Source organism: Pseudomonas sp. RC4D1, assembly GCF_018390395.1.
GTDB classification, from domain to species: Bacteria; Pseudomonadota; Gammaproteobacteria; order Pseudomonadales; family Pseudomonadaceae; genus Aquipseudomonas; species Aquipseudomonas danubii.
This window is the reverse complement of record NZ_JAHBAW010000002.1, coordinates 1253367-1268395: the sequence shown is the minus strand read 5'-3', so window position 1 is coordinate 1268395 and position 15029 is coordinate 1253367. Positions and strand designations below refer to the sequence as shown.

The following is a 15029-nucleotide window of genomic DNA, read 5'->3' as shown; positions in this document are numbered from 1 at the left end:
GCTACAGCGTTATGACCGCTGGCCCCGAGAGAAAATTCAATCGTTTATGGACGGGGCTGGAGGGCCCTGGAGATAACCGGCGGGGAGATACAAAAGTTTGCAAAAACTCCGTGTACAGGCCCGCGACGGCTGACGTATTTTCCAGCCTGTCACGCCGTTTCAATGCTGCCTCGGCGACCCGGCCGAACAGGTTTGAAAGGTGTTTCTGCGACATGGAATGTGTTGCGGCGCGATCCAGCGATCCTGCCCGACGAATAATAAGAAACAGGACGCCCTCCATGAACGGTCCCACTGCATTATTGCCGGTGCTGTCAGCAGCGCTGCACTTGCCCTGCCTTTATCCCTTTGCGGGTGATCCCCGCAGTCTTCGCTTGCCGGTTGCCGAACCCTGGGTCGCCAACCCCGGTTGAGCCTTGCGCTGGCTGTTGCCAACGCCCGGCCTGGCCCGGGCACAGACCTTTGCTGTCGAACCGGAGCAACCATGAACAAGTACAAGAGCGACATGATCACCTGGGGCATGATGCTGCGAAAGGTGCCGTCCATTGCCAAGGCGCTACCTCGGGTGGTGCGAGGCATGAGGGCAGGGAACATCGACAACCCTGACCAACCCTGTGGGCTGGGCTGGAGTTTCGAGCAGGCTACACTGCGCAATCCCCAGGGGCCGGCCCTGTTGTATGGCGATCGGGTACTCAGTTACTCCCAGGTCAACCAATGGGCCAACCGCATCGCTGCTTACCTGCGGGAGCAGGGCATCGGCAAGGGCGATGTACTGGCGATTTTCATCGAGAATCGCCCCGAGCTGCTGGTCACGGTGCTGGCGGTGGCCAAGCTTGGCGGGATCTGCGCGATGCTCAATACCGCGCAGACCCAAAGCGTGCTGGCACACAGCCTGGAACTGGTGAAGCCGGTGGGCATCATGGTTGGTGGTGAGTTGCTGGCGGCTTTTTCCGCAGTGCGCGATCAAGTGGGTATCGATCCGGCTCGCACCTGGTTCGTGGCCGATCAGGACACCTTCGTCGACCCTGGACCGACTCCGGACGGCCTGGTCAACCTGATGGCCGAGAGCGCCGGTTATCCAGCGGACAATCTGTTGCAGACCCAGCGCATCTTCTTCAACGATCCTTGCTTCTACATCTATACGTCCGGCACCACGGGCCTGCCCAAGGCGGGGATTTTCAAGCATGGGCGCTGGATGCGCACCTCTGCCGGCTTCGGCACCATCGCCCTGGATATGCAGCCCGGCGACGTGGTGTATTGCACCTTGCCGCTGTACCACGCCACTGGGCTGTGCGTCTGCTGGGGCTCGGCCATCACCGGCGCCTCGGGGTTCGCCATTCGCCGCAAGTTCAGCGCCAGTCAGTTCTGGGACGATGCGCGTCGGTTCAAGGCGACGACCGTGGGCTATGTCGGTGAATTGTGTCGCTACCTGATCGATCAGCCCAGCACTGCCCGGGATACCGAGCATGGCGTGTTGAAGATGATCGGCAATGGTCTGCGTCCGGGAGTCTGGAGCGAGTTCAAGCAGCGTTTCGGCGTCGGTCATGTCTGTGAGCTGTACGCGGCCAGCGACGGCAATATCGGCTTCAGCAATATCCTCAACTTCGACAACACCGTGGGTTTTTCCCTGATCCCCTGGGCATTGGTGGAGTACGCCCACGACACCGGGGCGCCATTGCGCAACAGCCAGGGTTTCATGCAGAAGGTCGCCAAGGGCGGTCAGGGCCTGCTGTTGGCGAAGATCGACGACAAGGCGCCGCTGGATGGCTACACCGATCCGGAAAAGAACCTCAAGGTGATCCTCAAGGATGTGTTCGAGAAGGGCGATTGTTACTTCAACACCGGTGACTTGCTGCGCGACATCGGTTTTGGCCATGTGCAGTTCGTTGATCGGCTGGGGGACACCTATCGTTGGAAGGGCGAGAACGTCTCCACCACCGAGGTGGAGAACATTCTCCTGGGGCACCCGCAAGTGGCCGAGGTGGTGGCCTATGGCGTCGAAATCCACAACACCAACGGCCGTGCCGGGATGGTGGCCATTACCCCGGCGGAGTCGCTGGCGACCCTGGATTTCAGTGAGTTGCTGCAATATGCCAGACAGCAGCTTCCGGCTTACGCGGTGCCGCTGTTTCTGCGGATCAAGGTGAAAATGGACACCACTGGCACCTTCAAATATCAGAAGAGCCGACTCAAGGAGCAGGCGTTCGACCTCGAACGGGTCGGCGACGATCCGGTCTATGCCTGGCTTCCCGGGTCGGATACCTATGTGCAACTGACCCCGCAGATTTTTGCCGATATCCAGGGCGGGCGTCTGCGTTATTGATTCTGCCTATGGTCTCTCTTGGGAAAAAAGGGATGACAGGCTGCGGCCGGCTTGGGGAAACTAGCGCCTTTCCGATTTGCCGAACCTGGAGTTTCCGATGACCGACAAAAGCCGCCAGATGACTGAAGAAGAGGCCGCCCAGTTTGTCGAACAGGTATTCAACGTGGCCCGTCAGGGTGACGCACAGATGCTCGACAAGCTGGCGGCCAGTGGCCTGCCGGTCAACCTGCGCAACCACAAGGGTGACACCTTGCTGATGCTGGCCGCCTATCACGGGCATGTGGACGCCGTGCAAGTGCTGCTCAAGCACCAGGCCGATCCCGAGATCCGCAACGACAATGGCCAGAGCCCGATCGCCGGCGCCGCCTTCAAGGGCGACCTGGCGGTGGTCAAGGCCCTGGTGGAAGGCGGAGCTCAAGTGGAAGGTTCGTCCTTTGACGGGCGTACCGCGCTGATGATGGCAGCGATGTTCAACCGCACGGAAATCGTCACCTACCTGATCAGCCAGGGCGCCGATCCCAAGGCTCGCGACAGCAATGGTGTCAGTGCCCTGGAAGCCGCCAAGACCATGGGCGCGCAGGACACTGCCGCACAGCTGGAAAAACTCCTGGCCTGAGCCGTCAAGGTCCGAGGGGGCGAGGGCCCCAGGCCCGCGTCACAGGCGTAGGTCTGGGGGCGCACTTTAGGCTATCCTTCGCGCCCTCGAATTTCCTTGTCTTCAGGATGTCCCCATGAAAACCGCCCTTATCGAACTCATCAGCAAAATCAGCTCCGGGTGCATGGGCGATGCCGAGATCCAGCAGATCGCCGACGAAGCGGCCCAGGCCTACGCCGATCCCCAGGCGTTCCTGGCGGCCAATCCGGACATCAACTACGACGACAGCTTCCCCATTCCCCTGGGCGAGTGGGTGGTGGTCGGCAGCCTGCCGGAGACTGTGCTGTTTCAGGCCGACACTTATGTCGATCTGTTCGCACAGATCGTCGCGTCTTTCGGCAAGGACGTGCCTTTCAACATCAAGCCCAAGCAGTTGGCGAAGATCGAAGCCTTGACGGCCTTGAACCGCATCCAGATCCAGATGGGCAGCATGAACCCGGAAAACGGCGGCTATGTGCTGATGAATTTCAGCCAGTTGCTGGATGACGAACTGCAGATGGTGCTGGTCTACGGCAATGACCTGCCGCGAGTGCTGGAGCTGTGTGCCGAAGTCGGTATCGCCGCAGCGCCGGCCCTGGAAGCGCTGAAGATTGCCGTGCACGTCTGAATCCGCCATAGCGGTGGAATAAAACGGAACCCTGATTCAGCGCGACTATCCTAAAGAGGCACACCTTCATTTGGGAGCGACACCATGGGTTCCACCTTCAATGGCCTGGTTGGCCTGATCATTCTGGCCCTGGATATCTGGGCCATCATCAACGTGCTGAAAAGCAGCGCTGAAACCGGGATGAAGATTGTCTGGGTGTTGTTGATCATCTTCCTTCCCGTACTTGGGTTGATCATCTGGGCCATTGCCGGTCCCCGAGGTAATGTCAGGCTCTGAACCAGTACACGTGACGAACAGCCCCGGCATGATGGCCGGCGATGGAAAAAAAGGGCCGCCAGGCCCTTTTTTGTGTGACTAAACATGCGTTGAACGAAATTTTCACAAGGCCTCAAAGACAATTCGCCGGCGTTTTTCCCCTGGTGCGAAGCCCGGCAATCTGTTGTTCCAGAGCCGTAGGAGCTGGGCTTGTGGGGAGCGCCCACTAATCAATGGCAATGCCTTCAGTGATCGTGCAACATCTGCGCACCGCGTAATCCCCGTCGCCCTGGCGACAAAAAGAGGGCAGAACGCCACTTTTTCTCTGCAACTTAAACTTCCAATGGGTCCTAAAACCACATGGCAAACTCGGATGCCCTGAGTCAGCAGCGATCCTCGAATCGCCTGCTGCAACCGACCGTCAAATCCCATCTGGCCTACACGCTGCTGTGCGCGCTGGTCATGATGGTGATGTTTTCTTTGTTGCGCGTCGCGCTGTTGATCTACAACCGCGAGATGATTCTCGACACCCCGGCTTCGACCTTCCTCGAAGCGTTTGCCAATGGGCTGCGTTTTGACCTGCGGCTGGTGGTCTACCTCAGCGTACCGTTGGTGCTGGCCATGCTCAGTGCCCGGGCCATGGCGGCTCGCGGGCTGCTGCGCTTGTGGCTGACGGTGACCTCCAGCATTGCCTTGTTCCTTGGCCTGATGGAGATGGATTTCTACCGTGAGTTCCACCAGCGTCTCAACGGTCTGGTCTTCCAGTATGTGAAGGAGGACCCGAAAACCGTGATGAGCATGCTCTGGTACGGTTTCCCTGTGGTTCGCTACCTGCTGGCCTGGGTCGTGGGAGCCTGGATCCTCAGCCTGGCGTTCAAGTGGGCCGACCGTGCCACTCGGCCTCGCGGTCCGTTCAGCGGTGGCAATGTCGGCGCACGCCAGGTTGCGCCCTGGTATGCACGTATTGCGGTATTCGTGGTCTGTCTGCTGATCTGTGTGGTGGCGGCTCGTGGCACCCTGCGCCAGGGTCCGCCGATGCGTTGGGGGGATGTCTACACCACCGAATCGAACTTCGCCAACCAGCTGGGCCTCAACGGCACCCTGCAGTTGATGGCGGCAGCCAAAGATCGCTTCTCCGAAGACCGCACCAATATCTGGAAGGCGAGCTTGCCTCAGCCGTTGGCTCAACAGACCGTACGCGACATGCTGCTGGTGCCGAACGACAAACTGGTGGATGGGGACATCGCCGCCGTGCGCCGTAATTACACGCCGGATGCGGACAAGACCCTGCCGATCAAGAACGTCGTGGTGATCCTGATGGAAAGCTTCGCCGGGCATTCGGTGGGCGCGCTGGGACGTCCTGGGGAGATCACTCCCTACTTCGACAAACTGTCGAAACAAGGCCTGCTGTTCGACCGCTTCTTCTCCAATGGCACCCATACCCACCAGGGCATGTTCGCCACCATGGCCTGCTTCCCCAACCTGCCAGGCTTTGAATACCTGATGCAGACCCCGGAAGGCAGCCACAAACTGTCCGGCCTGCCGCAACTGCTGAGCGCCCGCCAGTATGACGATGTGTATGTCTACAACGGTGATTTTGCCTGGGACAACCAGTCGGGGTTCTTCAGCAACCAGGGCATGACCAACTTCATTGGTCGCAATGACTTCGTCAATCCGGTGTTCTCCGACCCGACCTGGGGTGTGTCCGACCAGGACATGTTCAACCGTGGCCTGGAAGAGTTGAAGGCCCGTGAAGGCAAGGGGCCGTTCTACGCCCTGCTGCAAACCCTGTCCAACCACACCCCGTACGCATTGCCGACGCCATTGCCAGTGGAGAAGGTCACCGACCGCGGTAGCCTCAATGAGCACTTGACCGCCATGCGCTACTCCGACTGGGCGTTGGGCCAGTTCTTCGAGAAGGCGAGCAAGGAGCCGTACTTCAATGAGACGTTGTTCGTTGTGGTCGGCGACCACGGTTTTGGCAATGAGCAGCAGATTACCGAAATGGACCTGGGTCGTTTCAACGTGCCGATGCTGATGATTGCACCCGGTATCCAGGAGAAGTTCGGCCAGCGCGACCACACCGTGGGCACGCAGATCGATATCGTGCCCACCATCATGGGCCGCCTCGGTGGTGATGTGTTGCACCAGTGCTGGGGGCGTGACCTGCTCAACCTGCCCGAAGGCGACAAGGGTTTTGGCGTTGTCAAACCGTCGGGTAGCGATCAGACCGTGGCGCTGCTGACGGCGGATCGGGTGCTGGTGTTGCCCAAGGAAATGCCGCCCAGACTGTACAAGTACGAGCTGGGTGCAACGCCAGGCGGCGAGCTGATTTCCGGAGCCGCCGATGAGGCGCAACTCAAGCAGAAGCTGGAGTCGTTCCTGCAGACTGCGACCAAGAGTCTGATCGACAACACGGCCGGCGTGGTCAACGGCAAGCCGGATTGACAGTTGCACTTGCCGGCCCCTTGCAGAGGGCTGGCAGGATCTGAGTCACAAGGAAAACACCCCTGATGGGGTGTTTTTTTTTGCCTGTCGATAGGTCAATCCATTGCGCCTTCTTGAGGTATTTCCTGGTTTTCTTAGGAAAAGTTGCTTGGCGAATAGTCTGTTTCTTGCCTGGTAATGGGAGCTTTCTCGGGTTTTAGGATTCATCTGATGTTAGCCAATACAACAAACGGTGATGATCGCATCCGCTTCGGCCCGGACGGATACGTACAGCACTCCAGATGTGGCACGCAGCATTGATTTTTGAATGGTGTGGTCGGCATTGCGCCACGACGATTGGTAAATGGAGAGTTAAATGAAAAGGTCTTGGTGGATAGCGGGTCTGGCATCTTGTCTGTCTCTGGCAGTAAGCAATGCTTATGCACATGATGTGCAACTGAACTTTCAAGGTAAAGTCACAGAATCCACGTGTGCAGTGGAAAGTGTGAGCGATGTCAACCTTGAGAGTGTCAGTACCAATGCCTTTAGGGCAGCTGGTGATGTTGCAGCTATTACACCTTTTGGTATCTCTGTCACTGGATGTGATGGTAATAAGATCGCTGGAAGGTTCAATACTCCAGCAGGCGACGTAGACTCTTCTTCCGGTACACTGCATAATGCCGCGCCCGGTGGATCTTCCGTGAAAATACAAATACTAGACAAAGATTACAAAGCTATTAGTCTTTTTGATTCCCGGTTTGCAGACCCTATGAAGCCAGGTTTTGCTAATGAATTAAGTGCAGTATTTCAATTCTACGCGCAATATCTTGCTGTCGCTGAAACGGTTACAGCAGGTGATGTTAAAGCCAAATTAATGTTCGACCTTATATACGAGTAAAACAAAGAAACAGCTCAATATTTGAGTTTATATATGAGCGTAGTCAAAGCCTTGAAGCGCAAGCTTCAAGGCTTAACGTTTTTGAGCGATTGAACCCATGTCCTGCCGTTTAATTTTACGACTTTTTTGTTGTGGCGTGTTTCTGTGTTGGTCCATCTCTGCACAAGCCAGCGTAGTGATTGACGCAACGCGACTTATCTATGCGGCCAAAGAGCGTGAAGTCTCCCTTAGGCTCAGCAATCAAGGACAACAAGCGGCGCTGGTGCAAGCCTGGATCGACGATGGTAACCCGGATGCAAAGCCCGATGACGTAGATGTACCGTTTGTTGTAATGCCGCCCATGGTGCGTATCAACCCTGACAAGGGGCAGTCTTTGCGCATTGCCTATAGCTCATCATCAAGCGTGCCAAAGGATCGTGAGTCGGTGTTCTGGCTTAATGTACTGGATGTGCCGCCATTGCCTTCCGCGCAGCTCAGCAACCATATGCAGCTGGCATTTCGGACGCGTATCAAGCTGTTTTTCCGGCCTGCCGATCTACCAGGCAGTGCAACTGAAAGTGCAGAAAAACTGCACTGGAATCTATCGAAGTCCGCTAAGAAAACTGTGCTGCAGGTGCGCAATGATGGGGCCTTTCATGTGTCTTTTAATTCGGTGGAGTTGAAGCTCAATGACGGTAGTAGTTTAAAGGTTGAAAGTAAAATGATTGCGCCAAAGACATCTGCTGAATTCGTTATCGAGAAAGCACTGAGTGCCTCGGATGTCAAAGGTAGCGTTATTTATGAATGGATCAATGATTACGGCTCCAATGTGCGTAATGAAGCCAAGCTGCACTTTTAGAAGCGTCTGAGACCGGTTTTTATTGGCTGTATCGCTCACTACTTGCTGATGCCGAGGTTGCTGCCTGGGTGTTTAAGTAACGGAACTATCGTGCTGATTTTACGGGCGGGCGAGATGAGTGCTTTGTCAGGACATGTTTTATTTTATATGGCTCGTGCTCTTGTCTACTTGAGTAAATTCATTGTTGTGCGTGATATTTTTGTTTTGGCAAGTACGGCACTTGTATCGTGGGTGGTGAGTGATCTCTGTGAGGCTGATGAGCTGATTCGCTTCAATCCGGCATTTTTTGGCAACAGTCGTGGAGAAACGCTGGACCTGTCCACTTATGAACAAGGTAATACGCTGACGCCCGGTACCTATCGCCTTGATCTGTATCTCAACCAGAACCGCGTTGGGACTGAAGAAATCATCCTCAGGACCTCGGTCGATGGCTCGCAGGTCGAGCCTTGTCTGGCGCCGGATTTGCTGGAGCAGCTTGGCGTTGATTTCACCCGACTGCCCGAGGATCAGGCCGCCCGAGCTCGGGCGGCCGATTGCCTGGGGCCCGATGAAATCGTGCCTCAGGGGCGCCTGGAAGTGGACATGGCCGACTTGCGCGCCGATCTTTCCATCCCTCAGCTGTACCTGAGCCGGACCAAGCGCGGTTATGTGTCTCCCAAAGAGTGGGATGCGGGGGTCAATGCAGGCTTTATCGGCTACAGCAACAACCTGTCCGAGAACCGTAGCAATGGACAACGCAGTCGTCAGTTCTATAGCGGCCTGAACACGGGGCTGAACCTCGGCCAGTGGCGCCTGCGACACAATGGCTCCTATCGCTACGATGGCCAGGCAAGTTCCGGTCGGAGCAGTCAGTACAACGCCTTGAGTAGCTATGTGCAGCGCGATATCACTGCGGCCCAGGCCCAGCTGACCCTGGGGGAGTTCTATACCCCCGGCAATCTGTTCGACAGTTTTTCCTTTACCGGCATACAACTACGCAGCGATGAGCGCATGTTGCCTGATTCGATGCGCGGGTTTGCGCCTGTGGTGCGTGGCGTCGCCGATACCACCGCCAAGGTCAGCGTGCGCCAGGGGCAGAATCTGTTGTATGAAACCACGGTGTCTCCTGGGCCATTTGCCATTGACGATCTGAACAGCGCCGGTTACGCCGGTGACCTCAATGTCACCATCACCGAGGCAGATGGGCGGACCAGAAGTTTTGTGGTGCCTTATGCCTCGATGGCCCAGCTGCTGCGTCCCGGCAGCTCGCGCTTCAGCTTGAGCGCCGGACGCTACCGCGATGACAGCCTTGATAGCCTGCCCGGTTTTGTCCAGGGAACCTATCAGCACGGCTTGTCCAACCTGTGGACCGCTTATGGCGGCAGTCTCCTGGCTCAGGACTATCAAGCCTGGCAGGGAGGGGCGGCCTTGAGCACTGCTTTGGGGGCGGTGGCGATGGACTTGACCCATTCCCAGGCTTCAGGCTTGAGCGATGCGCCTGCCGGTGGCCGCGCGCAATTGAGCGGCCGTAGCCTGCGCTTGTCCTACAACAAACTGATTGAAACCACCTCCACCAACTTCAGCGTGGCGGCCTACCGGTTTTCCAGTGAGGGCTATCTGAACTTCGACGATTACGCTCGCTTGCAGGACAGCCCGTCGCAAAACCTGTCGTTCAAGCAACGCAGTCGGCTGCAGTTGAGCCTGAGCCAGCCGATAGGCGAACGCCTGGGGCAACTGAACTTTTCCGGGTTGGCGCAAAACTACTGGAATCGCGATCAGGGACGGGATCTGAGCTATCAGGTGGGTTACTCCAACAGCTTCAACTGGGGGAGCTTCAGTTTCAGCGCCAGCCGTACCCGCAGCGGTGGCGGCAACATGGACAATCAGTATCTGCTGAGTATCAGCTTGCCCCTGGGACGCAGCCGCTACTCACCCTATCTGAACTCGTCCATCAGTTACGACGGCAGGGGCAATCACGGCGTCAATACCTCCTTGAGTGGCAATCTCGGCGACAGCGGCCAGGTCGGTTACAGCCTCTACGGTTCACGTGACCGTTATGAGGGGCAGGGCACCAGCAACTATGGCGCAAACCTGCGTTATGACGCGGCCCATGCCAATTACAGCCTGGGCGCCAGCCGCGGAGAGAACTATCAGCAAGCCAACTTTGCCATGCAAGGCACTCTGGTCGCGCACCCGGGAGGTATTAACGCAACTTCGGGTCAGGGCGAAACCATGGCCGTGCTCGAAGCCGCCGGGGCCAAGGGCGCTCAGGTGCTCAGTAACGCGACTACTCGAATCGCTGATAACGGCTATGCGGTAGTGACGGGGTTGACGCCTTATCGACGCAACGACATGGCCCTGGACCCCAAAGGCACTTCCCGGGATGTCGAGCTGGAGATGACCTCGCAGCAGGTCGCTCCGCGCGCGGGAGCCGTGGTCATGTTGCGTTATCCGACCGTGGTGGGGCGGGCGATGCTGCTCAAACTGGTGCGTGACGATGGCGAGATGATTCCCCTGGGGGCGCAAGTCCTGGGGCCTGCGGGTGAAGTGTTGACTCAGGTCGGGCAGGGCGGCCGAGCTTTTGTCCGCGGGCTGGAAGGTCAGGGCCAGTTGTTGATTCAGTGGGGAGCAGGGCAGAGCTGCCTCGCGTCGTATCGCATGCCCAGCGATCCCTCCCCGAACGACGAGTACTACCAGCAATTGGAGTTGCCCTGCCATACGGGCAGCCGAATCTCAAACAGGTAGGTAATGGATGAACATCAACGTCCTGCTAAACAACCGATGGGCCTTGGTCGCGTGGTTTCTGTTGACGGCTCTGCACGGCAATCAGGTGTGGGCCAACACATGCACCGGAAATCCACTGTCGACACACTTCACCAGTGCCGACTTCGCGATGCTCAAGCCTCCTCGTGACATTCCGGTGGGCAGCACCATCCTGGTCAAGGACATAGACCTGGGCAAAACAACCATGACCTGTAGTGGCAATGGGCTTTGGTTTGACTATGGCTTTGTCGGGGGGGCGACCAAGACCGCCTACGAGCATGTCTATGAGACCGGAGTACCGGGTATTGGCATGCGGATTCTCTGGCACCACGAGGGTGATGTGTACATGGAGTGGCCCAGGTTTGAGCGTCGACTAAACCCCGGTACCTATTCACCACCGCACAAGTTCAAGTTGGAACTGGTAAAGACTGGCCCCATCAGCTCGGGGAAGTTCCTCGATCACAAGATCAGGAATTATTACCACAACCAATTGAGCAATGAGATTTTGTTCAATGGCGTGACGTACAACGCTCAACGCAGTGGTTGTGCGGTCGCCCGCCCGGTGCAAACGGTCACTTTGCCTACCGTCCCGCTGAGTAAACTCTTGTCCATTAAAGGCCCGGTAGGCCAGACGACGTTCTCGATCGATCTCAAGTGTGACAAAGGCGTGAAGGTGGCCTATCGCATGGACGGCCTCCAAATGGCGAGCATTCTGCTCAATAGCGAGGGGCCAGGCATGGCCAAGGGCGTGGGGTTGATCTTGGTCCGAGGCGATGCGAGCAGCAAGATCATACAAGAGTTCGCGACCCGGACAGAGTTCAAGACCACGCCAACCAGTGTTGATGATGAAGCCCTGAGCATCCCGTTAACCGCCTTTTATGTAAATTACGCTACGCCGACTGCTGGTGATGTAGCAATCAACGCCACGGTCACCTTCATGTATGAATAGATAGGCGCTTTCTATTTGCATGTGAACTGTGCAAGCGCCCTTTCAGGCAGGGCGCTGTTTGGCGCACGATTTAACTCTTGGCTGATTCAAATCCTGCCCAGTAGCAGCAACACCAAGAGCACCACCAGCACGACACCGATGATTCCCGAAGGGCCATAACCCCAACTTCTGGAGTGGGGGAATACCGGCAGGCCGCCAATCAGCAGCAAAATCAAAATAACGATCAGAATGGTGCCCATGGTGGTTTCCTTAAATTGAAGAGTGTTGAACAACGCGGTTGTTCAAAGACAACTTGGCTTCATGAATAAAGCCAGGCGCTTAATAAATCCGACTCTGCGCCTATCGAGAAAATTCCAAACTTTTTAATGCAATGCGCTACTTGGGTTATTTCCTTTACGTCTGTCACGGGTTGCGCTGCGCTGGCGCGCCAGCGTTCACCCGGTCAGCGGTTTGCCCGGGGCATTCAGCACCCTGATGGTGCGTGGGTGGCGCAGGGGCCTTCGCTACACTGCGGCCCATCTTCCCCGGAACAACAAGGCAACTCTTATGCAAAATCGCATGATGATCACTGGCGCCGGCTCCGGCCTGGGTCGCGAAATCGCTTTGCGCTGGGCCCGCGATGGCTGGCGGCTGGCCTTGTCCGATGTCAGCGAGGCGGGCCTGCAGGAAACCCTGAAGCAGGTACGCGCCGCCGGTGGCGACGGTTTCGTGCAGCGTTGCGATGTGCGTGATTACAGCCAGTTGACCGCCTTCGCCCAGGCTTGCGAAGTGAAGTTCGGCGGCATCGACATCATCGTCAACAACGCTGGCGTGGCGTCCGGCGGTTTCTTCAGCGAGCTGTCCCTGGAGGATTGGGACTGGCAGATCGCGATCAACCTGATGGGCGTGGTCAAGGGCTGCAAGGCCTTTCTGCCGCTGCTGGAACAGAGCAAGGGCAAGATCATCAACATCGCCTCCATGGCCGCCTTGATGCAGGGCCCGGCCATGAGCAACTACAACGTGGCCAAGGCCGGAGTGGTGGCGCTGTCCGAGAGCCTGCTGGTTGAGTTGGCGCAGCAGGAAATCGGCGTGCACGTGGTCTGCCCGTCATTCTTCCAGACCAACCTGCTGGACTCCTTCCGTGGTCCGACCCCGGCCATGAAGGCCCAGGTGGGCAAATTGCTGGAAAGCTCGCCGATTACCGCCGCCCAGATTGCCGATTACATCCACACCCAGGTCAACGCCGGCCAGTTCATGATCCTGCCCCACGAGCAGGGGCGCATGGCCTGGGCCCTGAAGCAGAAAAACCCTCAGGCGCTGTACGACGAAATGACCCTGATGGCCGACAAGATGCGCGCCAAGGCCAAACAAGGGGCCCACTGAGCTTGCTCCACCGCCATGGCCTCGTTAGGGTTGCCGGCACCTGGCAATCCTGACGAGACCTTGCATGCTCAATTACCTGTGGTTCTTCCTCGCCGCGCTGTTTGAAATCGCCGGCTGCTATGCCTTCTGGATGTGGCTGCGCCAGGGCAAGAGTGTCCTGTGGGTGATTCCCGCCCTGATCAGCCTGACCCTGTTCGCGCTGTTGCTGACCAAAGTCGAAGCCACTTATGCCGGGCGCGCCTACGCCGCCTACGGTGGCATCTACATTGTTGCGTCCATTGGCTGGCTGGCGGTGGTGGAGCGGGTGCGGCCCCTGGGCTCGGACTGGCTGGGGCTGGCACTGTGTGTGATCGGGGCCAGTGTGATTCTGTTCGGCCCGCGCTTTTCCAACGGTTGAGCATCCCGGCCCAAGGGCTTGGGCCGGTCCAGGCATCAGTCGAACAGCTCCTTGGGCACGTCGTGCTTGAGCATCAACTGGCACTGTTCGCTGTCCGGATCGAAAACGATCACCGCCTGGCCCTTGCTCAGGGCCTGACGAACTCGCAGCACGCGGGTTTCCAGAGGCGTCTCATCGCCGTTGTCGGTGCCCTCGCGGGTGACGAAGTCTTCGATCAGACGGGTCAGGGTGTCGACTTCAAGTTGGTCGTGGGGAATCAGCATGGGGGGCCTCCGAAAAACAATCCCGGATGCTACTGCGCCCGGGGGCGTGCCGCCAGTTGTAGCGCGCACAAACCCCGGGTCGCGGTTCAGGACTTGTTGCCCACCAGGCTGTCCACCGAGGGCACCCGAGTGTCGCTCTCCATCTGTGTGTCGTGTTCCAGCTGATGACTGAAGCGGTCCAGGGAGCCCTGGGCCGGCTGTGCATCGCTGGCGAACACCGGTGGGCTGAGGATATAGGCACTGAGCAAGCGGCTGAGCGCCGCCAGGCTGTCGATATGGGTGCGCTCGTAGCCGTGGGTGGCGTCGCAACCAAAGGCCAGCAAGGCGGTGCGGATGTCATGGCCGGCGGTGACTGCCGAGTGGGCGTCGCTGAAGTAGTAGCGGAACAGGTCGCGGCGCACCGGCAGTTCGTGCTCGGCGGCCAGACGCAGTAGGTGCCGGGACAGGTGATAGTCGTAAGGGCCGCCGGAGTCCTGCATGGCCACGCTCACCGCATGCTCGCTGGAGTGCTGGCCCGGTGCGACCGGAGCAATGTCGATGCCGACGAATTCACTGACATCCCAGGGCAGGGCCGCCGCCGCACCGCTGCCGGTTTCCTCGGTGATGGTGAACAGCGGGTGGCAGTCGATCATCAAGCTTTCACCGCTGTCGACAATGGCCTTGAGCGCCGCCAGCAAGGCGGCGACGCCGGCCTTGTCATCCAGGTGCCGGGCGCTGATGTGGCCGCTTTCGGTGAACTCCGGCAACGGGTCGAAGGCGACAAAGTCGCCCACGCCTATGCCTAAGGATTCGCAGTCGGCGCGGGTGGTGCAGTAGGCGTCCAGGCGCAGTTCGATGTGGTCCCAACTGATGGGCAACTCGTCCACCGCGGTGTTAAAGGCGTGGCCGGAGGCCATCAGCGGCAGCACGCTGCCGCGCAGTACGCCGTTGTCGGTGAACAGGCTGACCCGGCTGCCCTCGGCAAAGCGGCTGGACCAGCAGCCCACCGGGGCCAGGGTCAGGCGGCCGTTGTCCTTCACTGCACGGACGCTGGCGCCGATGGTGTCCAGGTGCGCCGAGACGGCCCGGTCAGGGCTGTTCTTCTGGCCCTTGAGGGTGGCGCGGATGGTGCCGCGTCGGGTCAGCTCGAAGGGGATGCCCAGTTCTTCCAGGCGTTCAGCGACGTAGCGCACGATGGTGTCGGTAAAGCCGGTGGGGCTGGGAATGGCGAGCATTTCCAGGAGGACTTTCTGCAGGTAGGCGAGGTCCGGTTGGGGAATCGGGCGGGTCATGGAAACTCCTGATGAAAAAAGGCCATCGATGGTTTCGATGAGGGC

Annotated in this window: 14 protein-coding genes; 11 read left to right on the top strand and 3 right to left on the bottom strand. The window is 58.4% G+C overall.

Annotated elements, in window-relative coordinates:
• Positions 1 to 481 precede the first annotated feature (481 nt).
• From KHO49_RS21295 to KHO49_RS21255, 9 genes are all read left to right on the top strand, one after another.
• Positions 482 to 2320 carry a long-chain-acyl-CoA synthetase gene (locus tag KHO49_RS21295; RefSeq protein ID WP_102880497.1) on the top strand — a complete coding sequence of 613 codons (1839 nt, stop codon included), beginning with the start codon at positions 482 to 484 and terminating at the stop codon, positions 2318 to 2320.
• A gap of 97 nt (positions 2321 to 2417) precedes the next feature.
• Positions 2418 to 2936, top strand: a complete 519-nt coding sequence (locus tag KHO49_RS21290) for an ankyrin repeat domain-containing protein (RefSeq protein WP_102880496.1) — start codon at positions 2418 to 2420, stop codon at positions 2934 to 2936.
• A 115-nt stretch (positions 2937 to 3051) separates the two neighbouring features.
• On the top strand, positions 3052 to 3582 hold the full coding sequence (locus KHO49_RS21285) for a hypothetical protein (protein ID WP_102860820.1): 531 nt from the start codon (positions 3052 to 3054) through the stop codon (positions 3580 to 3582).
• An 84-nt stretch (positions 3583 to 3666) separates the two neighbouring features.
• Complete coding sequence (locus KHO49_RS21280; protein WP_102860821.1) at positions 3667 to 3858, top strand: PLDc N-terminal domain-containing protein; 192 nt, start codon at positions 3667 to 3669, stop codon at positions 3856 to 3858.
• Between the two features lie 339 nt (positions 3859 to 4197).
• Positions 4198 to 6285 carry an LTA synthase family protein gene (locus tag KHO49_RS21275; protein ID WP_213665791.1) on the top strand — a complete coding sequence of 696 codons (2088 nt, stop codon included), beginning with the start codon at positions 4198 to 4200 and terminating at the stop codon, positions 6283 to 6285.
• A gap of 355 nt (positions 6286 to 6640) precedes the next feature.
• A complete protein-coding gene (locus tag KHO49_RS21270) occupies positions 6641 to 7162 on the top strand; it encodes a fimbrial protein (protein ID WP_213665790.1) in 522 nt (173 codons plus the stop codon).
• 97 nt (positions 7163 to 7259) lie between these two features.
• Entirely contained in the window at positions 7260 to 8000 is a 741-nt protein-coding gene (locus KHO49_RS21265) for a fimbria/pilus periplasmic chaperone (protein WP_213665789.1), read from the top strand.
• A 234-nt stretch (positions 8001 to 8234) separates the two neighbouring features.
• Complete coding sequence (locus KHO49_RS21260) at positions 8235 to 10724, top strand: fimbria/pilus outer membrane usher protein (RefSeq protein WP_349628974.1); 2490 nt, start codon at positions 8235 to 8237, stop codon at positions 10722 to 10724.
• Between the two features lie 7 nt (positions 10725 to 10731).
• Positions 10732 to 11691, top strand: coding sequence for a fimbrial protein (locus KHO49_RS21255; protein WP_213665787.1), 960 nt, complete (start codon positions 10732 to 10734; stop codon positions 11689 to 11691).
• 86 nt (positions 11692 to 11777) lie between these two features.
• On the opposite strand, the gene KHO49_RS21250 is transcribed toward KHO49_RS21255, so the two are convergent.
• Positions 11778 to 11930: a DUF3309 family protein gene (locus KHO49_RS21250; RefSeq protein ID WP_007945780.1), complete on the bottom strand. Its 153-nt coding sequence runs from the start codon at positions 11928 to 11930 to the stop codon at positions 11778 to 11780.
• Between the two features lie 307 nt (positions 11931 to 12237).
• Between KHO49_RS21250 and KHO49_RS21245 the strand changes: the two genes are divergently transcribed.
• Both KHO49_RS21245 and KHO49_RS21240 read left to right on the top strand, forming a co-directional pair.
• Positions 12238 to 13053, top strand: a complete 816-nt coding sequence (locus tag KHO49_RS21245; RefSeq protein ID WP_102880491.1) for an SDR family oxidoreductase — start codon at positions 12238 to 12240, stop codon at positions 13051 to 13053.
• A gap of 64 nt (positions 13054 to 13117) precedes the next feature.
• Positions 13118 to 13450, top strand: a complete 333-nt coding sequence (locus KHO49_RS21240; RefSeq protein ID WP_213665786.1) for a YnfA family protein — start codon at positions 13118 to 13120, stop codon at positions 13448 to 13450.
• A gap of 35 nt (positions 13451 to 13485) precedes the next feature.
• Here KHO49_RS21240 and KHO49_RS21235 read toward each other — a convergent pair whose 3' ends face one another.
• Together KHO49_RS21235 and KHO49_RS21230 are read right to left on the bottom strand one after the other, a co-directional pair.
• On the bottom strand, positions 13486 to 13713 hold the full coding sequence (locus KHO49_RS21235) for a YheU family protein (RefSeq protein WP_025127101.1): 228 nt from the start codon (positions 13711 to 13713) through the stop codon (positions 13486 to 13488).
• 86 nt (positions 13714 to 13799) lie between these two features.
• Complete coding sequence (locus tag KHO49_RS21230; RefSeq protein ID WP_102880490.1) at positions 13800 to 14984, bottom strand: osmoprotectant NAGGN system M42 family peptidase; 1185 nt, start codon at positions 14982 to 14984, stop codon at positions 13800 to 13802.
• Between the last annotated feature and the right edge of the window lie 45 nt (positions 14985 to 15029).